General features: G+C 39.5%; 21 protein-coding genes. 7 read left to right on the top strand and 14 right to left on the bottom strand.

Features of this window, described 5'->3' with window-relative positions; translation table 11 throughout:
- Positions 1–2019, bottom strand: a complete 2019-nt coding sequence (gene rep, locus H5087_RS16515) for a DNA helicase Rep (protein WP_182672752.1) — start codon at positions 2017–2019, stop codon at positions 1–3.
- A gap of 161 nt (positions 2020–2180) precedes the next feature.
- On the opposite strand from rep, the gene H5087_RS16510 reads away from it, so the two are divergent.
- Positions 2181–2444, top strand: a complete 264-nt coding sequence (locus tag H5087_RS16510; RefSeq protein WP_002959905.1) for a ubiquinone biosynthesis accessory factor UbiK — start codon at positions 2181–2183, stop codon at positions 2442–2444.
- Positions 2445–2661: 217 nt separating this feature from the next.
- Here the strand turns inward: H5087_RS16510 and H5087_RS16505 are convergent, their stop codons facing one another.
- From H5087_RS16505 to ilvG, 8 genes are all read right to left on the bottom strand, one after another.
- Positions 2662–3306 (bottom strand): NAD(P)H-binding protein, encoded by a 645-nt coding sequence (locus H5087_RS16505; RefSeq protein ID WP_182672751.1) that lies wholly within the window; start codon positions 3304–3306, stop codon positions 2662–2664.
- 4 nt (positions 3307–3310) lie between these two features.
- Positions 3311–3973 carry a carbonate dehydratase gene (gene can, locus H5087_RS16500; RefSeq protein ID WP_002959903.1) on the bottom strand — a complete coding sequence of 221 codons (663 nt, stop codon included), beginning with the start codon at positions 3971–3973 and terminating at the stop codon, positions 3311–3313.
- Positions 3974–4003: 30 nt separating this feature from the next.
- Entirely contained in the window at positions 4004–5179 is a 1176-nt protein-coding gene (locus H5087_RS16495; protein WP_182672750.1) for a methyltransferase, read from the bottom strand.
- A 60-nt stretch (positions 5180–5239) separates the two neighbouring features.
- On the bottom strand, positions 5240–6274 hold the full coding sequence (locus H5087_RS16490; RefSeq protein ID WP_052201200.1) for an ABC transporter substrate-binding protein: 1035 nt from the start codon (positions 6272–6274) through the stop codon (positions 5240–5242).
- A 97-nt stretch (positions 6275–6371) separates the two neighbouring features.
- On the bottom strand, positions 6372–7925 hold the full coding sequence (ilvA, locus tag H5087_RS16485) for a threonine ammonia-lyase, biosynthetic (protein ID WP_182672749.1): 1554 nt from the start codon (positions 7923–7925) through the stop codon (positions 6372–6374).
- 2 nt (positions 7926–7927) lie between these two features.
- Positions 7928–9784: a dihydroxy-acid dehydratase gene (gene ilvD, locus H5087_RS16480; protein WP_182672748.1), complete on the bottom strand. Its 1857-nt coding sequence runs from the start codon at positions 9782–9784 to the stop codon at positions 7928–7930.
- A 103-nt stretch (positions 9785–9887) separates the two neighbouring features.
- Positions 9888–10133 (bottom strand): acetolactate synthase 2 small subunit, encoded by a 246-nt coding sequence (gene ilvM, locus H5087_RS16475; protein ID WP_002959893.1) that lies wholly within the window; start codon positions 10131–10133, stop codon positions 9888–9890.
- Positions 10130–11779, bottom strand: a complete 1650-nt coding sequence (ilvG, locus tag H5087_RS16470) for an acetolactate synthase 2 catalytic subunit (RefSeq protein ID WP_002959891.1) — start codon at positions 11777–11779, stop codon at positions 10130–10132. Before ilvG ends, ilvM begins: the two co-directional genes overlap by 4 nt.
- A gap of 540 nt (positions 11780–12319) precedes the next feature.
- On the opposite strand from ilvG, the gene H5087_RS16465 reads away from it, so the two are divergent.
- The 6 genes from H5087_RS16465 to H5087_RS16440 all read left to right on the top strand — a co-directional run bounded on the left by H5087_RS16465 (position 12320) and on the right by H5087_RS16440 (position 19379).
- Positions 12320–13990, top strand: a complete 1671-nt coding sequence (locus H5087_RS16465) for a phosphoethanolamine transferase (protein ID WP_182672747.1) — start codon at positions 12320–12322, stop codon at positions 13988–13990.
- Positions 13987–14358, top strand: a complete 372-nt coding sequence (locus H5087_RS16460; protein WP_007582120.1) for a diacylglycerol kinase — start codon at positions 13987–13989, stop codon at positions 14356–14358. The genes H5087_RS16465 and H5087_RS16460 overlap by 4 nt, the downstream gene beginning before the upstream one ends.
- Positions 14349–16295 carry an LTA synthase family protein gene (locus H5087_RS16455; protein WP_182672746.1) on the top strand — a complete coding sequence of 649 codons (1947 nt, stop codon included), beginning with the start codon at positions 14349–14351 and terminating at the stop codon, positions 16293–16295. The genes H5087_RS16460 and H5087_RS16455 overlap by 10 nt, the downstream gene beginning before the upstream one ends.
- A gap of 63 nt (positions 16296–16358) precedes the next feature.
- A complete protein-coding gene (locus H5087_RS16450) occupies positions 16359–17033 on the top strand; it encodes a response regulator transcription factor (protein WP_007377292.1) in 675 nt (224 codons plus the stop codon).
- Positions 17014–18450 carry a HAMP domain-containing sensor histidine kinase gene (locus H5087_RS16445; protein ID WP_008137721.1) on the top strand — a complete coding sequence of 479 codons (1437 nt, stop codon included), beginning with the start codon at positions 17014–17016 and terminating at the stop codon, positions 18448–18450. Before H5087_RS16450 ends, H5087_RS16445 begins: the two co-directional genes overlap by 20 nt.
- 50 nt (positions 18451–18500) lie before the next feature.
- Entirely contained in the window at positions 18501–19379 is an 879-nt protein-coding gene (locus H5087_RS16440; protein ID WP_182672745.1) for a TraB/GumN family protein, read from the top strand.
- Between the two features lie 47 nt (positions 19380–19426).
- Here the strand turns inward: H5087_RS16440 and H5087_RS16435 are convergent, their stop codons facing one another.
- The 5 genes from H5087_RS16435 to H5087_RS16415 all read right to left on the bottom strand — a co-directional run bounded on the left by H5087_RS16435 (position 19427) and on the right by H5087_RS16415 (position 26357).
- Positions 19427–20839: an ATP-binding cassette domain-containing protein gene (locus H5087_RS16435; protein ID WP_182672744.1), complete on the bottom strand. Its 1413-nt coding sequence runs from the start codon at positions 20837–20839 to the stop codon at positions 19427–19429.
- A 76-nt stretch (positions 20840–20915) separates the two neighbouring features.
- A complete protein-coding gene (locus H5087_RS16430; protein WP_182672743.1) occupies positions 20916–22646 on the bottom strand; it encodes a response regulator in 1731 nt (576 codons plus the stop codon).
- Positions 22647–22778: 132 nt separating this feature from the next.
- Positions 22779–25112: a fatty acid cis/trans isomerase gene (locus H5087_RS16425; RefSeq protein WP_182672742.1), complete on the bottom strand. Its 2334-nt coding sequence runs from the start codon at positions 25110–25112 to the stop codon at positions 22779–22781.
- On the bottom strand, positions 25109–25474 hold the full coding sequence (locus H5087_RS16420; RefSeq protein ID WP_002959878.1) for a hypothetical protein: 366 nt from the start codon (positions 25472–25474) through the stop codon (positions 25109–25111). The genes H5087_RS16425 and H5087_RS16420 overlap by 4 nt, the downstream gene beginning before the upstream one ends.
- Before the next feature lie 88 nt (positions 25475–25562).
- Positions 25563–26357 (bottom strand): VOC family protein, encoded by a 795-nt coding sequence (locus H5087_RS16415; RefSeq protein ID WP_182672741.1) that lies wholly within the window; start codon positions 26355–26357, stop codon positions 25563–25565.
- Positions 26358–26751: the final 394 nt, after the last annotated feature.

Raw genomic sequence — 26751 nt, 5'->3', positions numbered from 1 at the left:
TTACTCAGGCTTTTTAAACATGGCGCGAAGGTTAGCGACTCTTGCTTGGCCTTTTTCCATGCGCTCTGCTTGGGTATTTGGCGCCTTTTTGTTTTCGAACGCGAGATCGTCCTGCGGTAACTCTTGTACAAATCGGCTTAATTCAGTTTGCGAGGTTTCACCGAATTGACGACGTATTTTTGCATAAGTAAGTGTTAACTCCTGCTGTGCGCGAGTAATACCAACATAAGCTAAGCGACGTTCTTCATCTACGTTGTCCTCATCAATACTTACCTGATGCGGAAGTAAACCCTCTTCCATACCCACCATAAATACATACGGGTACTCTAAGCCCTTTGATGCATGTAGTGTTGATAAGTGCACTGCATCGGTTTCATCTTCTTCTTCGTTACGCTCAAGCATATCGCGAAGGGTTAGCTTGCTAACAACCTCGGCTAATGTCATTGGTTCGTTGTCGGCATCACCGGTCAACATATCTGTTATCCAACGATACAGCTCTGATACGTTTTTCATACGCATTTCAGCCGCTTTTGCACTCGGTGACGACTCGTACAAATATGCCTCGTAATTAATATTACGCACTAAGTCTTTAACAGCTTCGAGCGTATCACCGCGTACTGCGTTATCAGATAGCTCAACAACCCAGCGTGCAAATCCAGCAAGCGCGTTAAAGCCACGCCCTTTTAGTCTGTAGCCTAAATCGTTATCAAAACAGGTAGCAAACAAGCTCACGTGCTTTTCATTAGCAAGCGTACCAAGCTTTTCAAGGGTAACCGTACCTATTTCGCGTCGTGGTGTATTTACGATACGTAAAAACGCATTGTCATCATCTTGATTAACTAATAGGCGTAAGTACGCCATAATATCTTTAATTTCTGAGCGAGCGAAAAACGACATACCGCCACTAATTTTATAAGGGATACGGTTACTCATTAGTGATTTTTCAAAGCCACGTGCTTGATGATTACCACGATATAAAATCGCGTAATCTTTATAGCTGGTTCGCTTCATAAACTTATGTGAGATTATTTCAGCAACCACACGCTCAGATTCATGCTCTTCATCGCGGCACCCTATTACTTTAATCGGCTCACCGTAACCTAGTTCACTAAATAACTTTTTCTCTATGTCATGTGGGTTATTGGCAATTAAAATGTTAGCCGCTTTTAGTATTCGCCCTGCACTTCGATAGTTTTGTTCAAGCTTTATAAGTCTAAGCCCTGGGTAGTCTTTACCTAATAACACTAAGTTTTGCGGGCGAGCACCACGCCATGAGTAAATTGATTGATCGTCATCACCTACCACAGTAAAACGGGCACGCTCGCCTACTAGCAATTTAACAAGTTGATATTGGCTTGTGTTGGTATCTTGATACTCATCCACCAGCAAGTATTTAAAGCGTTGCTGCCAGCGCTCACGAGAAGTGGCGTTATTGGTAAGTAACAAAGTAGGGATCATAATTAAATCATCAAAATCCAGTGCATTATAAGCACGCAGCTGGTTTTGATAGCGCCCATATAACTGCGCGAACAATGCTTTTTGCGGATCACGCGCTTCGCGTATTGCTTGCTCTGGCAGTACTAATTCGTTTTTCCAACTACCAATTTCCATTTTAAGTAGTTTGAGTAAGTCCTTGTCTTTTTTTAGCTCATCTTCGGTGAGTTCACTAAGAAGCTGATTGGTATCTTGATCATCAAATAACGAAAAGCCGGGTTTAAACCCTAATGTACTCAACTCTTTTTTTATTATTTCTAAACCGAGTGTGTGAAACGTTGATACCCATAAACCTTTAGCGTCTTGCTTACCGAGTGTTTGCAGTACTCGTTCACGCATTTCTTTGGCTGCTTTATTGGTAAAAGTAACAGCGGCTATATTTCGCGCTTTGTACTCACATTTTTTCACTAAATAAGCGATTTTATTCGTAATAACACGGGTTTTACCAGAGCCTGCGCCCGCGAGTACTAAGCAGGGACCACTAATATATTTTACGGCTTCATCTTGTTTAGGATTGAGTTTCATAACGACCAAAGAAATTTAAAAGACGCGCAATTTTAACGTAACCATTACAGCGAGCATAGCAATTGCCTTAATTAATTAAGGTAAAGATGATCATGTGTTAAATACCGCGGGTATAAGGTAATATTAGTTATTATCATTTAGGCAATGCCGAAGGGACAAATATGATCAACCCAGCAAAACTTGAAGAAATTGCTAAGCAAATTACTAGCAATATGCCACAAGGCGTAAAAAACCTAGCAGACACACTCGAAGGTAAAACAAAGCAAGTTCTACAAAACAAGCTTGCTGAGATGGACTTTGTGAGCCGTGAAGAATTTGATGTGCAAAGCCAAGTACTTATTCGTACTCGCGAAAAGTTAACCGAACTTGAAGCTAAAGTTTCATTGCTTGAGCAACAACTTAGCGCTAAAACTGACGCTGAATAATTATACCAATTGCATTAAATTAGTGTTTTATTATAGCGATAAGAAAATAGCTCAATAACAAGGCTAAAATTGTGGTACATAGTTGTTCTATATAAATAATTTTTAACGTAGTTAGTGAGTTATTTAATACACTAGGATGATCATTTTTTTAATAAAATTGGTATTATTTTAATGTACAAAAAAGGCAGCTTAGGCTGCCTTTTGCGTTTTACCAAGTTTATTCAAATAGCTCATCAAGTACATAATAAGACAACTTAGCCTGCTGAGCTAAACTCACACTCAGCATTTTTTGCGCAACTTGTTCGCCAGTTATTGGTTTGTAACGCTTTAAAAACGCAAATCGTGTAATAACAGGAAAAATAATACTGCCTATCTTTTCTGCCACTCTAAATTGCTCACGATCACCTAATAATAAAGATGGCTGTAAAATACTTATTTTATCAAAAGGGAGTGCTTTAATATGTTGCTCAAGCTCTCCCTTCATTTTCAAATAAGCACTATTACTGTGTGTATTTGCCCCGCTTGATGACACTAAGCAATAATGCGTAACGCCATTACATGCCGCTAACTGCGCCGCTATAAACTGATAATCAAAATCTACTTTACGCTGAGCGTGTATCGAGCCCGCTCGTTTACGGGTTGTGCCCAAACACGAAAACAATACATCACCTTTAAAAAGCTCAACATATTGAGTTAATTTTTCAAAATCAATAACGTGATTAACTAGCTTTGCATGTGTGACAGGCAGAGCTCGACGGCTTAACGTAACTACTTTTGTATAACGATCGCTATTAAGTAACTTATGGAGCAACTCATTACCGACCAAGCCTGTAGCACCTATTAACACCGCCGTTTCAGTCATGGATTTATTTATTTTCACCCACTTTTTTAAATACGTGTTGTACTGCTTTTTTATAGCTTTGCGTTTCTTCACTCGCGCACGTTACTACAGATTCTAAATCATGAAGATGGCCGTTTTCCAAACCATAAACCCAACCATGAACGCTTAGCTCTTGGCCGCGTTCCCACGCATCTTGCACAATGTTAGTACGGCATACATTACGTACTTGCTCAATTACATTTAGCTCAATAAGGCGGCTCAAACGCTCGCTTTCTGGCATTGCGTCAAGTTGTTCAAGATGCTTTTCTTTTACATCCCCTACATGGCGTAGCCAATTATCAATAAAGCCAAATTTTGCATTGTTTAAAACGGCTTGTACGCCACCACAGCCATAGTGACCTACTACCATTATATGTTTTACTTTTAAAACCTCTACAGCATACTGCATAACCGATAAACAGTTATGGTCAGTGTGTACAACCACGTTAGCAACGTTACGATGTACAAATAATTCGCCTGGTAATAAATCAACTATTTGATTTGCAGGTACACGAGAGTCTGAACAACCAATCCATAAATACTCTGGATTTTGTTGCATAGATAAAATTTTAAAAAACTCAGGGTCTGCTTCACTTGTACGAGCAGCCCAACGTTTGTTGTTATCGAATAAATTTTTTAACTTTCTCATTGCATCTCTTATTAAGTCGAGGACGGAAATTTAATGGACATTAGCAAGAATCAAAATATTACGAGGCGTTAACTGCTTTTCACAAAACGTTTTAACGCTTACTTGATAACCTTGCTGTTGCAAATATAAAGCACGATCGAGCACAAGCCAAACTTCAATTGCCCTTCTGAACACATGTCGAACCAGTTCAACTCGGTCAGTGATTTTTTTCCGAGCCACCCCAACTTCTAAATATTTAATATAATCAGTACCTTGAGGTAATTTCATTGCCTTTTTATCTGCAGCCCATGCACAAAACGATTTAAACGAATCTGAGAATATAGCTTTGTTGACCGAAGGTACGCTTACGTAATATTGCTCGCCAGTGATCGACTTTCTTAGTGCATCAAAACCAAGTCGCCACTCAAGTTCTGTTTTACGTACTTTTTCCAGGCGAGAAGGCGCTGTGACAGTTTCTTGTAATGCGAGCTTTAAATCACGATGCGTTAGATTAAGCTCACTTTTATTTGCAACCTCACTCATTGCACGGTACTCATTAGCCGTAAATAAATGGTAGCAACAAGGTGAAAAGCTAATTTGCTGTACTTTCGCTAAACTTGCTTGGCGCATAAATGCTTGGTGTAAGCCACCGCATGCGTGAAGCGCTACAGCATGCATGTCTGTATTAAAAAATTGAGTGATATCGTCTTTTAATACATCTGCTTGGCTAAAGTGCATTGCTAAGCCTTGTTGCTGTGCACTTTTTTGTCCTTGCTCGCATAAGCTTTGTTGCAGTTCAATACTATGTACATTACTTGCGCCATTAAACGCAAGCATTCGACCTAAGTGCCCTTTACCCGCGCACCACTCTAAAACAGGTTGCTTGGTATTAGGTAGTGCAGATACAAAATCTTGTAACTGTGCAAACTTACGACCTTTAATGCCGTTACTTATCCAAAATGGATAATCAGCTTGAGAGTGGGCTGCGCTAGGTAACTCGCATAACTTTGCAAGTTCATCAAGTTGGCTTATATGTTGGCTAAAAAATTGGTATAGCTGGTTTTGATCGTTATCAAGAACGCTTACCTGATCATCAGTTAGTTCGCTAAGTATGCCTTGTAGCTCTGGCCAAGGTATAGTGTCAAAATCAAATGCAGTGCACTGCCAATACTGACGATGACGCATTAAAAGTGAATCAAGTGCTAAAAATTGCTCAGCTAAAGTCATAACAGCTTAAAAAATAAAAAAGACAATTAATTATATCAGTTTCGTGAATTACCTAAGCAGTTAATTTTTACTAAAAATCAGCCGTAAATACAAAGGTATTGAAATAATACTTACCAAAATAGCTGCCATGAGCATCCACGATAACTGCATCTTTTCAGGTTCTTGGTATTTATAAATAAAGTGAGATTTTACTTCGTCAAATTCGTTTTGCTGTATGCCATATAAGTCCGCAATTAAGCGCCACTTTGCTATCGACATATGCCCTAAACTGGTGGTGGGTGGGGTTATATAACTTTTTAGTACTTCAGCCTCAAAAGCGAGCTGATAAAAGCTTTTACCCGGTGCATAGTTTTGCTGGGTGACTGCAATGGCTTCATCCATGTTCATCATTGCATAACGCCACCCTTTTAGGCTCGCTTGGTAGAATTTTTCGACCGTTTGAGGATTTTTCTTAAGCATGTTTTCGCTGGTAAATAAAATGTCGCTGTATACGTCCATACCATAACGCTGTGGGCAAACAAGTCGATGAGCTACGCCTTGTTGAGTCATATAATAAGGCTCTGTAGTAACATACACTTGCATAGCATCTAGCTTGTTTTCAATCCAAGCCTGGCCTGGGTTTTCGCCATCGTAAACTTTGAGTTTATCCACATCAACGCCACTGCGTTTAAGCATAATAAGTAGTTCAGTGCCATCATTTTTGCTTACCGCAGTGATACGTTTATTAACAAAGTCACGTGGATGAAAAATATCAGACGTGTCTTTAACCATCCAGCAGTAAGGTGAAAATTGCAATAAGGCAGCCATAGCAACAAGAGGTTGTCCATTTATACGTTGCTGTAAAATACCAGAGTGCCCTACACCAAATTGTGCTTCACCACTGGCGACAGGAGCAAAGGTATCAGGTTTCATTGGATTAGCTTGTTTAATAGTTACATCAAGGCCCGCTTCATTATAAAAGCCTTTTTGCTTTGCCATATAGTAGCCAGCAAACTGAAACTGATGTGTCCATTTTAGCTGTAATGTGACTGATTCTTGCGCCGCGATATGGCTACAAAAAAAGCACAATCCAATGATTAATCCTTTAAATAGCAACTAGGTGCCCTCAAAAAGTATGACGATTACCTGTAACTATATGTAAAACGTGCGATAAAGCAAGCACCCTAGTTAGGTGCCTGCCTTTAAAGAAGGATTATACTGAGGCGAGTTTTTCGGCTTTTTCTGCTTGGGGCTTTGATGTTAAAAATTGGCTAAAGCACGGATTTTGTGTTTCATCTTGTACACTGTAACCTAAACGGTTTAAGTGTTCGTTAAACATCTCGTACTGACTCGGCTCAATAGCAAAACCTGCCAGTACATTCCCCATCGAACCACCGTGATTACGATAATGAAATAAGGTAATGTTCCAATTACTACCTAAAGTATCTAAAAAGCGTGCAAGCGCACCTGGATACTCTGGAAATTCAAAGCGAAGTAAGCGCTCATGCAATTGCTCGGGTGCTTTTCCGCCAACCATATAGCGCACATGTAATTTAGCGAGTTCGTTATCCGACAGATCGCAAAATTGGTAGTCATTATTCGTTAAGTCTTGCTTTAGCTCATTAAGCTCTTGCTCGCCTTGGCGCAGGCCAATACCTACAAATATTTGTGCTTCACCAGGTCCTGCATAACGGTAGTTAAACTCAGTAATAGCACGGCCACCTAAAGAAGCACAAAACTGTTTAAAGCTGCCTTTTTCTTCTTTAATAGTAACCGCTAATAACGCTTCGTTTTTTTCACCCAGCGCAGTGCGCTCTGCAACATAACGCAGGCGATCAAAGTTTAAATTAGCACCGGATAAAACAGCCGCTAAATGTAACCCTTTTAAACCCGACTGCTGGCTCCATTTTTTAAGCCCTGCCGTTGCAAGTGCACCTGAAGGCTCTGCTATTGCACGGGTAGATACAAAAATATCCTGCATGGCAGCACATATTTCGTCGCTGGTGACGGTTATAACTTCATCACAAAACTTTTGCGCTAAGCGAAATGTTTCAGTGCCAATAATTTTAACCGCTACGCCATCAGCAAAACTACCAACGCGCTCAAGCTCTACCGGTTTGCCTGCTTTAAGTGCCGCTTGTAAACATGCACTTTCGTCGGCTTCTACACCAATTACTTTTATATCTGGACGCAGCGATTTAATATAAACCGCCATCCCAGCAAGTAAACCGCCGCCGCCAACAGGAATAAACACCGCATCAAGCTCGTTTAATTGCTGCATAAGCTCACGTGCTACAGTACCTTGACCAACAATGACGTCTGGGTCATCAAATGGTGGAACAAATATACCGTTTCGTTGCTCTGTAAGCTCAAGCGCATGTGCTTTTGCGGCATCAAAATGATGCCCATGTAGCACAACTTCACCGCCAAGCGCACGTACCGCACTTACTTTTATTTCAGGCGTTGTTACTGGCATTACAATTGTGGCTTGATGCCCTAAGTGAGAAGCACTTAGTGCAACGCCTTGAGCATGATTACCCGCTGAAGCAGTGATAACCACTGAGCCTTTAGGTAATTTATTTAATTTGTTATACGCACCGCGTAATTTAAATGAATACACGGGCTGTTGGTCTTCACGCTTTAACCAAACATGGTTACCTAATTTAGCACCAAGCTCAGCCATTTCGCTGACCTCGGTAACTTTAGCCAAAGGCTCCATGTTTGCTTGAATAATAGCGCGAAAATAATCGAGCTCTTGAGAGACCATAATTAACTAAGCGCCTCCAATTTAGCTAAGTCACGCACTGCGCCTTTATCAGCACTTGTTGCAAGTAATGCATAAGCCTTTAAAGCAGACGATACATAGCGCTCACGGTCAACTGGTTTGTACGCCAGTTTTCCGCGTGCTAATTGTTTTTGTTTACGTGCTTCAAGCTCTTCATCGCTTAGCGCTAACGTGATTTCTCGGGTTGCGATATCAATAATGATTTTGTCGCCATTTTCAACATAAGCAATTGCACCACCACTTGCCGCTTCAGGCGACACATGACCAATTGATAAACCCGAAGTACCACCCGAAAAGCGACCATCAGTAATAAGTGCACATTTTTCAGCTAGGCCTTTTGATTTTAAGTAGCTAGTTGGATATAGCATTTCTTGCATACCTGGGCCGCCTCTAGGGCCTTCGAAACGAATAACCACGATATCGCCGGCTTTTACTTCATCGTTTAAAATACCTTCTACAGAATCATCTTGTGACTCGTACACGACTGCAGTACCTTCAAAATGTAGCATTTCATCAACAACGCCAGCGCTTTTAACAATGCAGCCATCAACTGCTAAATTACCCGAAAGTACAGCTAAGCCACCATCTTGACGAAAAGCGTGTTCGACACTTCGGATACACCCATTAACACGGTCGTTATCGCCCTCGTCCCAACGACACTCTTGGCTCATTGCTTTAGTGGTACGAATGCCCGCAGGGCCAGCACGGTAAAATTTGCGCGCCGCTTCGTTAGTAGGATCTGTTGCATCCCATTTTTTAACGAGCTCAGCCATAGTTGACCCAGCAACATGATTAACTGACATATCAACTAAGCCTGCTTTGCCAAGTTCACGTACGATTGCCATCATGCCGCCTGCGCGGTGCACATCTTCAATGTGATATTCAGGTGTCGCTGGTGCAACTTTACATAAAAATGGTGTTTTACGAGAGAGCGCATCAATGTGCGACATATCAAAATCAACGCCCGCTTCTTGCGCTGCAGCAAGTAAATGCAATACCGTATTTGACGAGCCACCCATTGCAATATCAACAACCATTGCATTCATAAAGGCTGTTTTGTTAGCAATAGCACGTGGCAATACATCTTGATTATCTTTTTGATAATACTCACGACATAAATCAACAATACGAGCCCCCGCTTCAACATAAAGTTGTTTACGGTCTTTATGAGTCGCAAGCGTCGTGCCGTTACCTGGCAATGCTAAACCAATAGCTTCTAGCAGACAGTTCATTGAGTTTGCAGTAAACATGCCTGAACACGAGCCACATGTTGGACACGCAGAGCGCTCTACTTGCTCTGAATCTGCATCACTTACCGATTCATCAGCGCCTTTAACCATGGCATCTACTAAATCAAGTTTAATATCGATGTTAGCAAGCTTAGTTTTACCTGCTTCCATTGGACCGCCTGATACAAATATTACCGGAATATTTAAGCGTAGTGCTGCAAGCATCATTCCTGGAGTAATTTTGTCGCAGTTTGAAATACAAATCATCGCATCAGCACAATGACCATTTACCATATACTCAACCGAGTCAGCAATTAAGTCGCGCGAAGGCAGCGAATAAAGCATGCCGCCGTGACCCATTGCAATACCATCATCAATCGCAATAGTATTAAATTCTTTAGGGACGCCACCGGCTTGTGTAATGGTTTCAGCCATAAGTTCACTTAACTGATTAAGGTGAACATGCCCTGGTACAAATTGTGTAAACGAGTTAACTACGGCAATAATCGGCTTACCAAAATCGGTGTCGGTCATACCTGTTGCGCGCCATAATGCACGAGCGCCTGCGCGTTTACGCCCTTCAGTTGTTGTTGCACTTCTTAATTTAGCCATAGTTACCTCAGTTTTTGCCGCAGAATAAGCGGGCATTCCTCATTCTAAAATTGGTGAGTAACCGAGTGATTCAGTTACTCGTAAATTGTTTTTCAGTTCGTAATTACACAGCCTGTTGTTGCTGTAAATTTTGTAAAGTGACTTCTTTGACATCCACCAGCTTATTTAACTGGCTGGTTAAAAGGTGAATTGGTTTATCACTATCTACCGTCATGTCTACATTATAAAAACCATCGTCCATATTGAGCTGAAAATGCGTAAGGTCAAAACCACGATGACGCACCACTCGTAAAAAGCGCTCTACCGCTATACTTTGGCTTTTTAATGCAATAGTTAGGCTATGTTTCATTTTGCTTTCTCCGTCATCATTTCGTCGTTAGCAGCCCCAGGTGGTACAAGTGGCCAAACATTTTCTTTATCATCAATACAGGCATGTACTATGTACGGACCTTTACTGTTAACTAATGCAGTTATCGCATCATCAACTTGGTTAGCGTGAGTAATTGTTTGCCCTGGGATACCAAATACAGCAGCTAATTGCACAAAGTCTGGGTTATCCGACAGGTTAGTTTCAGAATAACGCCCTTCAAAAAATAGTTCTTGCCATTGGCGAACCATCCCTAAACGCTGGTTATCTAAAATTAATATTTTTACAGGTAAATTGTTACGACGAATAGTGGCCAGCTCTTGAATATTCATCATTATAGAACCATCGCCCGATACAGTGATAACAAAGTCATCAGGGCGTGCTACTTGCGCGCCAATAGCCGCAGGTAGACCAAAGCCCATTGTGCCTGCACCACCACTGCTTAAATGATTACTCGGATGAGTAAACTTCATGTGTTGTGCTACCCACATTTGGTGCTGACCAACATCGCAGCACACAACCCCTGTTTTTGGCATGCGTTGGCTTAGTTGGTTTAATAAGTACGGTGCAAAAACCTTCTCACCTGGGTAGTCGTAACGCCACGCATGCTTAATATTCATTTCTTTATTTGTGTCACACCAAGCTTTAGGTGTTACAAAGCACTCAAGTGCGGGTAACGACGTTTTTAAATCGGCAATTAATGAAGCTTTAGCAGGTTTTCGCTTACCAACTTCAGCAGCATCTATATCTAAATGGATTACTTTAGCTTTAGCTGCAAATTTAGCTAAGTTGCCTGTTACGCGGTCATCAAAGCGTGCCCCGATACATACAAGTACATCACATTCTTGCACTGCGATATTAGCAGCTTGACCACCATGCATACCCAACATACCTAAGTAATGTTCGTAATCTGGTAATACACTGCCTAGCGCTTTAAGTGTTGATACAGCTGGCATCTGAGTTTTATTTAAAAATTGCATTAGTTCGTCTTGCGCATCAGCGGCTTGTACACCACCACCTACATACGCTACAGGCTGTTTAGCCTCACTCAACAATTGATTAGCAATAGCAACTTGCTTTAAATCTAACTCTGGTAAGTATTCATCAGCTGCTAGCCAAGGTTTAAAAGGGACTTGAGCCATTTGAATATCTTTTGGGATATCGACAAGTACAGGACCTGGGCGACCGCTTTGCGCTAAATGAATTGCTTCTTGTAATATCTCTGCTAAGTCTTCAGCTCGTTCTACCATGTAGCTGTGCTTAGTACACGAAAGCGACATACCTAGTACATCTATTTCTTGAAACGCATCTGAACCAATCGCTGCAGTAGGCACTTGGCCGGTGATCGCCAATAATGGTACTGAGTCCATCATCGCATCAGCAAGAGCGGTTATTAAATTAGTTGCACCTGGGCCCGATGTTGCAAAACATACGCCTAATTTACGTGTGCTGCGAGCATAACCAACAGCTGCAAACCCTGCACCTTGCTCATGGCGAGTTAGGTAGTGTTTGACTGGCGCGCCATACAGCGCATCGTAAATTGGCATAATAGCTCCGCCTGGGTAGCCAAATACTTCATTTACGCCGTGTTTGGCCAATAAGTCGATTGTTAGTTCTGCGCCTGTCATTAATAAACCCTCATTCCTCAGTGACAACCCAATTACAAATTTTACCCTTAAAACTAAAAAGCCCTCCGAACGGTTAAGTGCGGAGGGCTTTTTTAATGCTTAAGTTTTTAAAGCACTACGAAGCCCTCGCGGGGATAATCACCACGATAATAATCAGGACTAGGTTAAGTGCGTTTGTAAGCATGTAATTAATACCAAATTTTGTTCAATTATCGCGAAGGTTATTCCTTCGCTCTCTTTTTATATTAGTACCGCGCTAGGCCCTTTAAGTCAACACCAAAGTTAATCTAACAAAAAGACTAAAAGGCAATTTATCAGGTTTTAAAATTCATTATACAAGCTGGTAGTGGTTTTTTTATGCTCTAATTTTAATCTCAGAAATTCACTATTCTTATATCCCTTATTTAAGGTTTGATTAATTTTTGAGAATATTTTTATAAATAAAATTATTTATCACCTTCAGGTAATGCGTAGGTTCTCTTAAGCGACTCTTAAGTGTTGTTGCATAGCATGGCGTTGTTATTTTAAACGAGCCTAAATATGAACATAACTAGCCAAACACCAGCACAAAAAAAGCCAAATCGTAGTAAGCGGTTTTACATTCACTGTAGTGCAAATGCCTTTGTAGTGATGATTGCCTGTTATTACTGTTTAGTTATAAACATTCCTTTTATTCAAGGTTCGTTTAGCGCCATCACCTCCCTTGCATCTTTTTCATGGCTATTTTTACTTTCAGTGCCACTGCTGTTGTTATGCCTTTTAATTATTTTCTTTTCAATAGTGTCGGTTAGGTGGTTACTAAAACCAATTAACTACCTTTTACTGATAATTTCGAGTGCCGTACTTTACGGCTCATTAAATTACGGCGTCGTGTTTGACTATTCAATGATTCAAAACACGTTCGAAACAGATTCAAGCGAAGCACTGAGCTATTTAAATCCGCAGCTCATAGGCTTTCTACTACTGTTTTGTGCGCTACCTGTTTTTATATTAAGCAAAGTAAAAATACACTTTACCCGCCCTCACCAAGAAGCAATTAGTCGTATAAAACTTATTGTAGCGTGCTGCTCACTAATTGCTTTAGTGGTCGTAAACTTTTACGCCGATTACGCAGCCACTGGCCGCAATAACCGCATTTTGAAAAAAGAACTCATCCCATTTCAGTATCTCTCTAGCGGTTATAAATATATGCGCGATCAGCTGCTGTATACCAATATGGAATTTAAAAATATAGATGCAACACCCACTCTCATTACGCCTAACACCACCAGCGTAACAGTTATGGTTGTTGGCGAAACCGCACGAGCAGAAAACTTTGCTTATCAAGGTTATAAGCGCAACACCAACCCTTATACACAAAAGTATAATGTGACGTATTTTAATAATGTGGCGTCTTGTGGCACCGCTACTGCTGTGTCTGTGCCGTGTATGTTTTCACTGCAAACACGAGATAACTTTGATCGATTAGCAGCCGACAACCAACAAAACCTGGTTGACTTAGCACAACAAGCTGGCAGCGACGTACTGTGGGTTGATAACAACAGCGGCTGTAAAAACGTATGCACCCGTGTTGTTAACATTGATATCCCAACCACCCCATCAGCGCTTTGCGATGGAAAATATTGTTTTGATGAAGCACTTCTTGCTCCACTTAAGCGCAAACTCGCTAATTTAAGCCAAGCTAATACCGTTATCGTCCTACACATGATGGGCTCACACGGACCAACCTACTTTAAACGCTACCCAGAAAAATTTAAGCAATTTACGCCCACGTGCGACAGAAGCGACATTCAAAACTGCTCACTCGATGAATTAGTTAATACCTACGACAACACAATTGCGTACAGCGACTTTGTTAACGCCCAGGTAATTGAGCAATTAAAAGCGCTGCCAAACAACATAGATAAGCAGTTTTTATATGTCTCTGATCATGGTGAATCACTTGGCGAAGCCGGTGCTTATTTACATGGTTTTCCGTATAGCTTTGCACCTAGCACACAAACGCACGTTCCTCTTTATATGTGGGCTGATGAGCATAATCAGCGCATTACTAATACCTGTTTAGCTAATCTAGACAACCGCGCTGCACGCTCACACAACAATATTTTTCACACCCTTTTAAATTTAATTGGCATTAAAAGCAAAACGTATCAGGCATCACTTGATTTACTTGCTAACTGCCAAACAACACCAAGCGAAATAAAACTATGAGTAATAAAACCGTTATAAAACGCCAAGGCTTAATGCGCCTTATTTTTACCTTAAGCCATTCTTTTAACGGCTTAAAATGGATGAGTCGATTTGAAGCGGCGTTTCAACAAGAGCTAGCACTGTTTTCATTACTCGGTGTGTTTGTGTGGCTACAAGAAATTGCACTAAGGGATAAATTACTGCTTATAGCTAGCCTGCTTTTTGTATTGTTTGCTGAGCTGGTAAATACGGCAGTTGAGGTTGTAGTTGATAGAATTGGCAGTGAATACCATGAGCTTTCGGGGCTAGCTAAAGATATAGCCTCTGCAAGCGTGTTTATAGCTATGCTAATTGCCGCTCTTATTTGGTGGGCTGTGTTATGGGCATAAAGCTAACTTTTATACCTAAAATACAAAATGCACTTGGCCCTGTATGGATTTTTGTTGTATTTGCTGTTTTGGCACTTAGCTTTTTAACACTTGCTCGCTTTGGATTAAGTGTATGGCAAGGGGAGCGTGTATTTGGATCGCATGCGTGGTTATCTATATTTATAGGTGGTTTAAGAGTTGATATAGCCACTCTAAGCTACATTATTATGCCCGCATTACTACTTACTTTACTGATGCAAAGCGTAGGGTGGCAAAATAAAGTACGCGGCCTCATTAAAATTTATTTAGTGACGATGTCTGCTTTACTTGTTTTTTTTGAAGTGATTACGCCTACGTTTATAAACGAGTACGACTTACGCCCAAACCGCTTATTTATAGAATATTTAATTTACCCTAAAGAAGTCTCAAAAATGATTTTTTCAGGCTATAAGTTAGAAGTATTTATTGCTGTTATAGCACTTATTTTAAGCTGTAAATTTGCAAGTAAAATATTTAGCAATCAATGGCAAAGCAAGTCATCACTAACAGGTTTAAATCAATCAATTTTAGCGCTTATTTTAGTATGCTTAACTATTTTTGGCGCCCGCAACTCATTAGGACACAGACCACTTAACCCCGCCATGGTCTCGTTTTCTACAGATCACTTACTTAACGACTTAACCCTTAACTCACTTTATAGCGTCGCGTTTGCAGTTAAGCAACTTTCTAATGAGCAATCAAGCCAAGACTATTACGGTAAAATGCCCACCGATGAATTGCTTAGTATTGTGCGTAGTAACATGCAAAATACGCAAGGCACATTTAGTGATGTAACCGCCCCTACAAAAACGTTTCATGGCGCAAGTAATACAGGTAAACCCAAAAATCTAGTCATTATTTTACAAGAAAGTTTAGGTGCTCGTTATGTAGGCACGCTTGGCGGTTTACCGCTTACACCTAATATAGACGCCCTTTATAAACAAGGCTGGGGGTTTGATAATTTATACGCCACGGGCACACGTTCAGTACGTGGAATTGAGGCAGTAATTACAGGGTTTACACCAACGCCTTCGCGTGCAGTTGTTAAGCTTGATAAATCACAACGCGACTTTTTTACCATTGCTGATTTTTTAGCGAAGCAAAATTACAACACGCAGTTTATTTATGGTGGCGAAAGCCATTTTGATAACATGCGCAGCTTCTTTTTAGGCAACGGTTTTAAAAGTATCGTAGATACAAATAACTTTAAAAAAATAGACTTTAATGGCTCGTGGGGCGCATCAGACGAAGACTTGTACGACCAAGCCGATATAGAACTTACTAAGCTTAAAAATCAAAACAAACCATTTTTTAGCCTTATATTTTCAAGCTCTAATCATAGCCCGTATGACTTTCCTGACGATAAAATAACGCTGTACGATAAACAAAAACAAACCCGTAATAATGCTGCCAAGTATGCCGATTACGCACTAGGCACCTTTATCGAAAAAGCTAAAAAATCGAGCTACTGGGACGACACTGTATTTATAGTTATTGCCGATCACGACTCGCGCGTATCGGGTTCAAACTTAGTACCGGTTGATCACTTTAAAATTCCGGCCGTTATTTTTGGAAAAGGTATTACCCATAAACGAGATAGCCAACTAGCCAGCCAGCTCGATATCCCTGTTACTCTACTGTCTTTAATTGGCGCAAGTGGTAAGCACCCTATGATAGGTCATGATTTATCAAAGCCAATTAGCGATAACAAACAACGCGCAATGATGCAATACGACAAAAACTTTGCCTACATGCACGATAATAAAGTGGTGGTGTTACAACCACAAAAACCAGCAACCACCTATACGTATAGCAATAACCAGCTTGTACCATGTGAAAACGATGAGCAACTAGTTAAAAAAGCCCTAGCCCACGCGAACTTGGGTAATTTAGCCTACACAAATGGTTGGTATCATTAACCAAGTGACTTGATAATAAAGCCTTGTTAAAGTAACAAGGCTATTTTTATAAACCGAGTAAACATGAAAATCCTCGTTATTGAAGACTCTGAAGCACTAAGACGCAGCTTGCAAGTTGGCCTTAGCAACCTTGGTTTTACCGTAGATGAAACTGGTGATGGCTCAGAAGGGCTGAGTATGGCACTAAGTGGAAACTACGACCTCCTCGTACTTGATTTAATGCTACCGAGCGTTGATGGCATGAGTATTTTACAAGCACTGCGCAGCAGTAATAGCCAAAGCCGTGTGCTAATTTTATCGGCACGAAGTGAGCCTCAAGATAAAATTAACGGCCTTATGAAAGGCGCTGACGATTATTTAACTAAGCCATTTTCGTTTGAAGAACTCCATGCTCGTGTCCTTGCATTACTTCGTCGTGGTTCACTGCAAAATCAACAAAATACCCTTACCGTAGGTGATTGCGTATTAGATCTCTCGCTTAAAACTCTTCACTACAAGCAACATGCCATTGAGCTCACGCGTAATGAATATAAAATAATAGAATGCTTATTTAACGCCCCAGAGCGAGTATTGGGGCTTGAGCTTATAAGTGAAGCGGTGGTAGGTCAGTTTGATATGCTCTCTAAAAATGCGCTTGAAGCACACATCTCAACCATACGTAAAAAAGTAAGACAGTTTGATGGCGAGCTCCCGATAAAAAATAAACGTGGATTTGGTTATGTCGCAACAACAAAATAAAAATCACTCAATAAAACGTAAACTCGTTAATAATATTAGCGCCGTGATCTCAGTTATTTTATTCACCATATTTTTAACCGTTGATTTAAGTGTTGATACTTGGGTGGAAGATCAGTTTAATCAGTCTTTAACTAATAAAGCTAACTACTTAAAAACCTTAGTTGAAGATGACAACAACGTGGTTGAATTTGATTTTGCTGGTGAGTTTATGTCGGAGTATGAAGCAGCCGATGCCACGGAGTTTTACCAATTATGGCATGGCCGTGATGTGTTTGAGCGCTCGGACTCATTAGCGCTTTATGAAAATGCTAACCTGCCTTTTTTAGAAATGCCGATTAACGAATCTAAAATTATAGATTACGAGCTTCCTAACGGACGTGATGGTCGCGCACTTATAAGTCACTTTGTAGCCCAAAAAGATGATAGAAACCCCACTCACTCTGCTGTTTTTAATACCATGACACTTGCAATCGCAGCGCCGACAGCCGAACTTAATAAAGTACTGATTATTATTGATGTGGTCTTTATTTTAACCTGTGTACTTGGTGTGTTTGGTGTGCGCTATTTAGTGACACGTATTGTAAATAAAGGCCTGCACCCTCTACACAATTTAAACGACCAAATTAAGTTACTCGATATTACCGGTGTTGCGCAAACAATAGAAAGCGACTTTAAAGTAGAAGAAATAGAACCTATACGTAACGAGCTAAATAAGTTTATTACTGTTAATCAGCAACTCTATAGTAATGAAAAACGCCTAACAAGCGACATTGCACACGAGCTTAAAACCCCAATAGCTGAACTAATAAGCCTCTCAGAGGTGGCTATTCGCTACCCTGACGATAAACGTATTAGCGATACCTATACCAGTGATGTGCTTAATATTTCACAGCGTATGAAAACAATTGTTAGCAACCTCTTATTATTGCAGCGTTCAAGTAGTAGTGCTATGCAATTGAATGCGCAAAATATCATTCTAAATAACTTAGTAAATCAAATTATTGATGAGCTGACCTTTAAGCACCCAACTATTAAAACGCGTTTAAATAACGAAATAAGTGACGAGATTACACTTAATGCTGACGAATTTAGTTTAAATACCATTTTGTGTAACTTAATCGATAACGCACTATTTTATGGACTTCCTGAGGCGCCAATTAAATTAACTGCCGTAAATAACAGCACAAACATGATCATCTCTGTTAGTAACAAAGTAAATAAACCACTAAGTGGTGAACAGCTAATTGCTATTTTTGACCCGCTCTATCAGCTAGATTCATCTAGAACTAATAATCAGCGCCATGGTTTAGGATTATCAATTGTACAGAGCTTATGTAACTTAAATGGCTTTACTATTACGGCCAGTAATACCGAAAACAATACGCTAACGTTTATATTAACGTTACCTCTGAAGTAAATTTAGGTTAGTATTTACACTACTAACCTTCGAGATTTTAAGGACAAACCATGAATGCTCTTACCCGTGTTAGCCACTTTTTTATTGTGGCATTACTTATAACATTTAGCTTTAACAGCTATGCAGCACCTGCCTTATATAAAATAGAAAAAAATGGCGTCAGCTCTTACTTATTTGGCACCGTACACGTTGGTGATGCCAGCATGAAAGGCTTACCTAAAAATGTAACCGATGCGATTAGCGCAAGCAAAGAAGTGATTGTTGAAGTTGATATAAGCAAACTTACACCACTTGAAATGCAACAGCGCTCAATGCCATTTATGATGCTAAGTGACGGTAAAACACTGCAAACTGAGCTTTCAAAGCAAAATTATACCAAGCTAAAAGATTACTTTGCTAAAAAGTCGATTGATATTGCTATGTTTAATGGCTTAAAGCCTTGGGCTGTTATGGTGACTATGATGCAAATTGAATTTCAAAATGCAGGATATTCAGATAAAACCGGTATAGACAAGCAAGTGCTTAGTTATGCTAAAGAGCATAATATTAAAATTGGCGAGCTTGAAACCCTAGAGCAACAACTACAAATGTTTGATGGTATGGCGCTACTAAGCAATGAAATGATTGAAGAAACCTTTGAGCAACTAGCCGATATTAATACTTACTTTATCAAGTTAGTTAATGCGTGGAAAAGCGGTGACATGGACACACTAACCGATTACTACAATATGAGTTTTGATGACAGTAATTACGGTGAAATTAGCGAGCAAGTAATGCTAACTAACCGTAATAATAATTGGGTTAAACAACTCACACCGCGTTTAGCAAACGAGCAGCTATTTATTGCTGTAGGCGCTTTGCATTTACCTGAAAAACACGGGTTACTTAAACAACTTCGAGATAAAGGCTTTAGCGTTACTCGTCTTTAAAATAAAAATGGGTTGAGTGAATTCTCGCTCAACCTTTCTGTGAGTTTTTAATGAAAGTCTTCCATTTTTAAGTAATTCTCTATTCCTTTAATTTTGTCTGCCGCATGATGATTTACATAAATTACAGTACTTGTATTGGCAGCACAAATTTTCTCTATTAGTAGCAGTACACGTTGCCTGTTTGCTTCATCCAAGCCTAAGCAAGGCTCATCTAAAACAAGTAACGTTGGATGTTTTACCATAGCTCGCACAATTAACAACATACGCTGATCGCCGTACGATAGCTGGGTGAATGAGGTATTTTGCTTATCACTTAAACCAATAAATGCCAGCCACTGTTGAGCAATATTAATTTGTGCGTCGCTCGGTTTTTGATATAAACCTATGCTATCGTAAAATCCTGAAATAATAGTATTTAAAGCCGATATACTTACGCGGTAATCCATATGTACCGCGTTAGATATAAAACCAATATGCTGTTTTATATCCCAAATACTCTCCCCTGTCCCACGTTTAAAACCGAACACTTCAATGTCATTGTTATAACACTGTGGGTTATCACCTGTTATTAAATTTAATAAGCATGTTTTGCCTGAACCGTTCGCTCCACTGAGCTGCCAATGCTGATGCTTTTCTATAGTCCAATTGAGATTTTTGAATATGCTTACATCACTGTAACTAACTTTAGCATTACTCAATTTAACTAAGGTATTACCGGTGAATGCCTTTTGCTCTTGTTCGGTATCAGGAGATGGCACATCCAATGAGGTATGTTCTAAATGAAGTAGTTTTAGTAAATCACTCAATTGCTCACTGTCTGGCTTTGCTAAAGTATGTAACAAGCAACCTTGGCTTACATAGCCATAGTGAGTAATGAATGAAGGGATTTCGTCTAGGCGGTTTAGTACAAAAACAAAAGTAATAGTTTGGCTAAGTTCTATGAGTATTTTATTAAGTTGCTGGCAAGATTGTACGTCGAGTCCATCAAATGGCTCGTCAAGCACGACTAACTTACTATGGGAGCTGAGTGCTTTAATAAGTAGGAGTTTACGAGTTTCACCCGTTGAAAGATCTCTAAAATGCCTATTTAGTAATGAGCTAAATTTAAATAATTTTATTAGCTGCGCTAATAACTCATCATTACTACTATGCCCTGTAAAAATAAGGTCTTTAACGAGGGAGTGCTTTTCATGCTCTAATTCTTGAGCTAGTAACTGTTTATGCGAATCTGAAGACACGAGCATAAGCTTATTAATACTACTACTTATACGCTTACCACTTTCGCACTTAGCCTCACCGATTAACGCAGCTGTCAGTGCAGATTTACCAGCTCCATTAGCACCTAAAAGTAACCAATGTTCTCCTAGGTTTACTTGCCAATCTAGGTTGCATATATCGTAACGGCTTTTACCTTGCCCTTGTAAGTAACCATTAAATTGCTCAAGCGTAATTGACTGCACTAACTTTTCCTAATAAACCTTAAAACAGCAAGTTAACGCATATTAAAAGAGCTTAGCAAGCTTGTAATCTGCAAAATTAATTTATTTCACTAACAACGCTAATACTATTTAATGCGTCTTTAATTGCTTGCTGGCTTATTGGCTTATGAATATGGAGGTTAGCTCCGTATTCATAAACTCGCTCTATATCATTTTGTGAGGTATTTGCTGTTATAACAATAATTGGCATTACTTTATTAAGATCGGAACGTATTTTTTTAATAGCCTCAAACCCATCCATTACTGGCATGTTTAAGTCCATAAAAACAATATCGTACTGATTTTCACTCACCATCTCACACGCGACTTTACCATTTTCTGCGCAATCATAGCTTAAACCTAATAAGCTAAGTATGCGGGTTAATAACATAGTGTTTAATGGGTTATCTTCAACGACTAAGCACGTTAGCTTGTTGTTTACTTTAAGAGGTGTTGGGAGGGCTTTACTTATTGTCACTGGTAAATACAAAGACACCAAAGCACCATGAGTTTTATTATTTGTAAAAGTAATTTCACCATGCAGTGCTTTTACAACGTATTGAACCCGGGTTAGGCCTGTTCTCAACCCTTGAAAGTGATTGGTTTGTTTAAATGAGTCAAATTCAAGACTGGTAATCTTCTTCGAAAAGCCACTGCCAGTGTCACTCACTGTTAAATGAAATTCATCATTTAAAAGCTTAGCTGAAACAGTAATTTCACCTTTTTGTGTAAACTTAATTGCATTACTAATTAATTCTGTAAGTGTGTGCTGCAAACGTTGATGATCCAATTTACATACACAATTTAACGATTCATCTAAAGAGCTAACTAGTTTTAGGCCTTTTTGCTTACACGCATGCTTGTACGCTATTACTACTTTATTACACGACTCTAAAAGGTTTTCGTCATTTAAATGCGGTACCCATTTACCTGCACTTAAAGCCTGCAAGTCTTGTAATTCATCTAATATGGCTATTAACCTAAGCGCGCAATAGTTAGCTTGGGTTTTAACGCTTTGCTGTTTATCAGAAACCTCTAGCTCCTCAATAGACGTAATAAGTCCCTGCAAAGGTGTTCTAAATTCGTGACTAGCTCTGGCAATAAAATGTTCTTTATTTTGACTTGTTTGATAAACAAAATCTTTTTGTTTTTGTAGCTCTAAAAGCGTGTCTGAAACCTCTTTTTCCATTGGTATAAAAACAAATCTTAACTCAATAAGTAATAATGTCATTGCCAATAACCAGCATAGTATCTCTAGGTTGGCGACCCAATTTACTTTTTTAACAGCTTGAGATTCAAATAAGCTCACTGCCTTATCAAGCTTTGTTAATAACGTTTCAACATACTTTATAGAAAATACTGAGTGGTTTATCTCTCCTTGCTGATACAAAAGCCGCTCTGTTTGTTCTATATAGTCAAATACCGCTTTATCTAACCCTATCGTTTCACCAAAATATAAGTCTACTAACGCTGGATTTAAGTAAATGTATTCGTCATCAGAGTTTTTAGTTAATAATGTTTGATGGGACTTTTTAAATGTATTGAGGGACTTCTCAAGTGACTCAGTATGAGCTGGCGAGTAATTACTGATGTTAAGTATAGCATTACTGTGCCAAGCAATTTTCTGTGAGAGCATACGCTGGCTACCAGCGATGTTAATAATTTTTGCATCAAACTTTTGAACAGAAAAACTATGCTGCATTAATAAAGCAGAGCCACTTATTAATAGCGCTATTGCAATTAGTGCCCATCGATAACGTGTTCTCACGCTTTTAATAATATTGAACATGTATAAACCAGTTTTTTTATATAAGTGTAGACTAATTTTTTAAAACGAAGAATCAGTCAAAATAATTAAGCGAATTATTAATACCCAATAAAAAAGCCCAGCATCAAGCTGGGCCATAGTAGTAAAATTATATTAGCGATTCTCTAATCGATTATAATCGAACATTCCATATTCTATCCCACGATACTTTTTAGCTGTATCGTGCAATATATCGCTGTATTGCCAAAACTGTGGATGAGTACGTCGAATACCAAACTTAGATTTCAAAGCACCATAATCGGCTTCTATTTGCATCATAGGCAATTGCTCGGCAAAAGCATTTACTTGCTGCTCGTTATTTAAATACCAAATAGCTGCGGGGTAATCACCGATAAAGCCAGGAACAATCGTCGCGGTATCTTCTTCATAAGCACGTTGACCATCTTCGTTTAGTAAACTAGAAATATTGTAGTGCGCATTATGATGAATAATAGTGTAGCCCTTATGGCTATCATCTTTTTGCTTTACAAGTACAAAGGAAAGCTGAGGTAACAAGTTTACCGCTTTTGCTGGCATGTTACTTACAACATCTAACGGCTTTGGCACTTCAGTGTAGTTGTATTTTTCACTTAAAACTGGCGCTAAGGCTTCTTTCATCAAAGTATATAGCTCATGCTGTGGATCATCAGTTTTATAGCTAATACCACTTGGCTGACTAAATTCTCGGTTATTTTTAAAGAACTTAGATAAATCTGGTGGTGAATTACGATACCACTGCTTTTTGATTTGATTACGTTTAGCCTCGGGTAATAATGCTAAAAAGTTTTGCTCTCCCTCTAAACGTAAAAAATCCATATACAGGCGTGTCACTAATTGATGGCCTATATTTCCGTACACATCAAAGCCTGCTACAAGCAAATAGTGAATACGCTCAAACAAAGCATAATCTAATATCCAGGTGGTTTTAGGCTCTTGACCAATAAAACCTTTAACTACAGTTGCACTATCAAAATGGCGGAAAATAGTTAGTGCCGCATTTTTATTATGCCCATCACCTTTCCAAAGTAAGTCAGTTGTGAGGTGCTCACCACCTTTAAACATTTCGTTAGCAAGCTCAACTTTTGCCTGTAAATATTTTTTCTCACGAACTGAGTATTTAACCCAGCTAGAAATAGGTAACGCATTACTTTCCTCTGCAGCAGGAAGCTCTAATGCCTCTTCATGTTGCATTAGCATTTCCCCTACAGCAGGGGTCGCAACCTTATCAGGATCAGCAAACGCCACCCAAAAGTGATCGTTTATAACATTCAAAGCAATCTGACCACGACAAACAGGCCCTTTTATAAAGCCCATAATAATTAACTCTGCCTCATCAAGCATAAATTGATACTTAGAATTAATTGGAATAACTTCGAAAGTTTTAAAAGGGTTAGATGCTGCCTTAGCCTCATAACTAGGCATTTTCGTAACCGTATAATCTGGCGCAATAAACTGCTCATATAAACGCAGTAATTTAGCTTCATTAAGCTCAAGAGGTAAATGTGTTTTAGAAAGTATGGTTGTACGCTCTTGCATAAAACGATAATAAACACGGCTAACTTTAGGGTCATCGTATGGGCGACGCGTGTTAATTAACTTTATTTCCTCTCCAGAAGGCGTACTTGAGCGAACTAGTTTGAAAAAGCTTTGTGGGTTTTCTGAAGTAAAATAAATATGTGCTAAAAACCAATGCTCATAAATATACCGTGCTGATAACTGATACTTTAAGCTATCTTGATTTAAAAATGCTTCCCAGCCCGCTATTTTATTCTGATCATATTTACTTGGTGGCTGAATATGTGACATTTTACCACCACCTTTAAGCCAGTTCTGTAAATGATTAAACTCTTCACGCGAAACACCAGGTAAACCATAAGGCATGCCGCCATGAGGTTGATCACTTGCCAATCGATCGAACTCACCCATTGTTGCGCAGGTTTGCGAACGCGCTAACGAAAAGTCAAACTCATCACCTAACACTTCGTTTACTGGCAATTCATGGCTTTGCTTTAACACTAAGCTATTAAATAACACACTGCCCGCTAAGTTAGCTTCTTCACTTTGTATGCGCTCATTTAGCACTGGCGTAAAGTTTTTTTCTCGCCATTGCTGAGTATTAGTTGCATCAAATAATAAACGGCTTGGGGTCGTTGCCAATAAACGAGTTCCATCGTAAACAAGCTCTTTACTCAACCCCCGGTCAATACCTTCAGGGGATGAGAGCTTCAGTTGACATGGTGCATCGTAACAACCATGACAAACTACGCAGCGGGTATCGAGTACAGGTTTTACATTTTGTAAAAAATCAGCACCAGCACCTGTTGTATGAGGCACCATTCTCTCTTGTGTTTGTTCAGGTCCAAAAAGATCATCGTAGTGAGCATTTCCCAAATATGCACAACCACTTAAAATAATGAGTACTATCGTACTTATTAGTATTTTTCTCATTCGTCGTCCTCATCACCTAAATCAAAGGTGGGCATCATATCCATTTGAGGAGAAACGAATGTATTCTGACCTTCAGTATTCAAAACAATACTTAAAAGAGGGCCATGCGTTAATGTTATCTGCGCATCGTGCTCTTGATCTAATATAGCTAAGTACAGAGGATTAGTTATAAGCAACTCATAACCGCTAACAGTAATAGCGACACTGCTATCTTCACTTGGGTTCTGGCAAATTTGAGCAAGTAACTCATCATCAAGTCCAATTGATATTTCAAAATCAGGCTGCTCTAAGTCTCTATTACTTAATGATTCATCTAATAGAAATAAAGGGAGGGTTAAATTACTATCTTGTTCAAATTCCATTGCGTTCTCTGCACTTTCTGACGATTTAATTGACGAGTATTATATCAAACTAGCGAGCAAATTAACGCTAAAGCTAATGTAACTGTGTTTAAACGTCATCCATAACAGATTCGATCACCGAAAATACAGCACCTTGAGGGTCGCATATAACACTAAAACGACCAACATCTGGGATATCTGTTGCAGGAACACATACTTGTCCACCTAAGCTAGCGGCTTTACTAACAATTACATCGCAACTCTCTACTGCAAAATAAATCATCCAATGAGCAGGGGTATCATCAGGCCATTCACTTGTCATTTCAAGCATACCGGCAATTGGTTGTCCATCGACTAAAAATAAAATGTAGTCCATCCCTTCCATAGGCTTTATTTCGCTTTCCCAGCCTAGTAAAGCACAGTAAAAGTCTCGACTTACTTTACTATCTCTTGTTGCTAACTCATGCCAATAAGGCGTATTTAATTCACCTAAGTGCTTACAACCTTTATGCTCATTTCCCTGCCATAGTGCAACAGTTGCGCCTACTGGATCTTTTAGCATAAGCATGCGACCTGCATTCATAACATCATGAGGGCCGGCAATAACTTCAGCACCCAGTTCTTTTGCTTTTAGCGCACAATCATCAACATTATCGACGGCAATGTAAGCCAACCAATGACTTGGGATACCTGCACTAATTTGCTCTTTAGGCATTTCGTACATTGCAGCGATATCATCACCTTGCTTTTGTAGCATGGTGTAGTATATGTTCTCTCCAATTGGTTGATCGTCATACCCCCAATCAAATAAAGATGTATAAAACGCCTTACCGTCTTTCCAATTGTGCGTACAAAGCTCTGACCAACAAAAAATACCATGCGGATGGTTTTCAACTTTACTCATGATTAAGCCCTTATTATTCTAATTTTACCTAAACGAACTCTGTCACATTTTATAAACGAGATAATGGAACAGACTATTAACTGAGATTAGAGTAATAACTAAGCGGAGTCGATAAAAGAAGGGCAAAAATTCGTTATTCAGTTGTTTCATATTTGAGGTTTTTAACGCAGTTAGGGTCAGATTTAACCTCTCAAATGGATTAAATATTATTGCTGACTGATATAAATGATTTACTAAGAAGTCCTTCGATCTAGAGGAATCCCTGAATCACTTTTCTGCAGACGTAAAAAAGCCCGACTATTTCTAGTCGGGCTCTCTACAATTTGAAGCCTGGTACTGTCGTAGTGCCCACAGCGGTGGAGAGTCACATAACAAATGCTACACTATCGTTGGT

The sequence above is a fragment of the Pseudoalteromonas sp. SR43-7 genome (assembly GCF_014163785.1).
Classification (GTDB): Bacteria; Pseudomonadota; Gammaproteobacteria; order Enterobacterales; family Alteromonadaceae; genus Pseudoalteromonas; species Pseudoalteromonas distincta.
The sequence above is the reverse complement of the archived record's forward strand: the minus strand, read 5'-3'. Positions and strand labels throughout refer to the sequence as shown.

Coding starts and splice junctions, on each gene's coding strand:
- rep (WP_182672752.1), bottom strand. CDS start 2,019: ATGAAACTCAATCCTAAACAAGATGAAGCCGTAAAATATATTAGTGGT.
- H5087_RS16510 (WP_002959905.1), top strand. CDS start 2,181: ATGATCAACCCAGCAAAACTTGAAGAAATTGCTAAGCAAATTACTAGC.
- H5087_RS16505 (WP_182672751.1), bottom strand. CDS start 3,306: ATGACTGAAACGGCGGTGTTAATAGGTGCTACAGGCTTGGTCGGTAAT.
- can (WP_002959903.1), bottom strand. CDS start 3,973: ATGAGAAAGTTAAAAAATTTATTCGATAACAACAAACGTTGGGCTGCT.
- H5087_RS16495 (WP_182672750.1), bottom strand. CDS start 5,179: ATGACTTTAGCTGAGCAATTTTTAGCACTTGATTCACTTTTAATGCGT.
- ilvA (WP_182672749.1), bottom strand. CDS start 7,925: ATGGTCTCTCAAGAGCTCGATTATTTTCGCGCTATTATTCAAGCAAAC.
- ilvD (WP_182672748.1), bottom strand. CDS start 9,784: ATGGCTAAATTAAGAAGTGCAACAACAACTGAAGGGCGTAAACGCGCA.
- ilvM (WP_002959893.1), bottom strand. CDS start 10,133: ATGAAACATAGCCTAACTATTGCATTAAAAAGCCAAAGTATAGCGGTA.
- ilvG (WP_002959891.1), bottom strand. CDS start 11,779: ATGACAGGCGCAGAACTAACAATCGACTTATTGGCCAAACACGGCGTA.
- H5087_RS16465 (WP_182672747.1), top strand. CDS start 12,320: ATGAACATAACTAGCCAAACACCAGCACAAAAAAAGCCAAATCGTAGT.
- H5087_RS16460 (WP_007582120.1), top strand. CDS start 13,987: ATGAGTAATAAAACCGTTATAAAACGCCAAGGCTTAATGCGCCTTATT.
- H5087_RS16455 (WP_182672746.1), top strand. CDS start 14,349: ATGGGCATAAAGCTAACTTTTATACCTAAAATACAAAATGCACTTGGC.
- H5087_RS16450 (WP_007377292.1), top strand. CDS start 16,359: ATGAAAATCCTCGTTATTGAAGACTCTGAAGCACTAAGACGCAGCTTG.
- H5087_RS16445 (WP_008137721.1), top strand. CDS start 17,014: ATGTCGCAACAACAAAATAAAAATCACTCAATAAAACGTAAACTCGTT.
- H5087_RS16440 (WP_182672745.1), top strand. CDS start 18,501: ATGAATGCTCTTACCCGTGTTAGCCACTTTTTTATTGTGGCATTACTT.
- H5087_RS16430 (WP_182672743.1), bottom strand. CDS start 22,646: ATGTTCAATATTATTAAAAGCGTGAGAACACGTTATCGATGGGCACTA.
- H5087_RS16425 (WP_182672742.1), bottom strand. CDS start 25,112: ATGAGAAAAATACTAATAAGTACGATAGTACTCATTATTTTAAGTGGT.
- H5087_RS16420 (WP_002959878.1), bottom strand. CDS start 25,474: ATGGAATTTGAACAAGATAGTAATTTAACCCTCCCTTTATTTCTATTA.
- H5087_RS16415 (WP_182672741.1), bottom strand. CDS start 26,357: ATGAGTAAAGTTGAAAACCATCCGCATGGTATTTTTTGTTGGTCAGAG.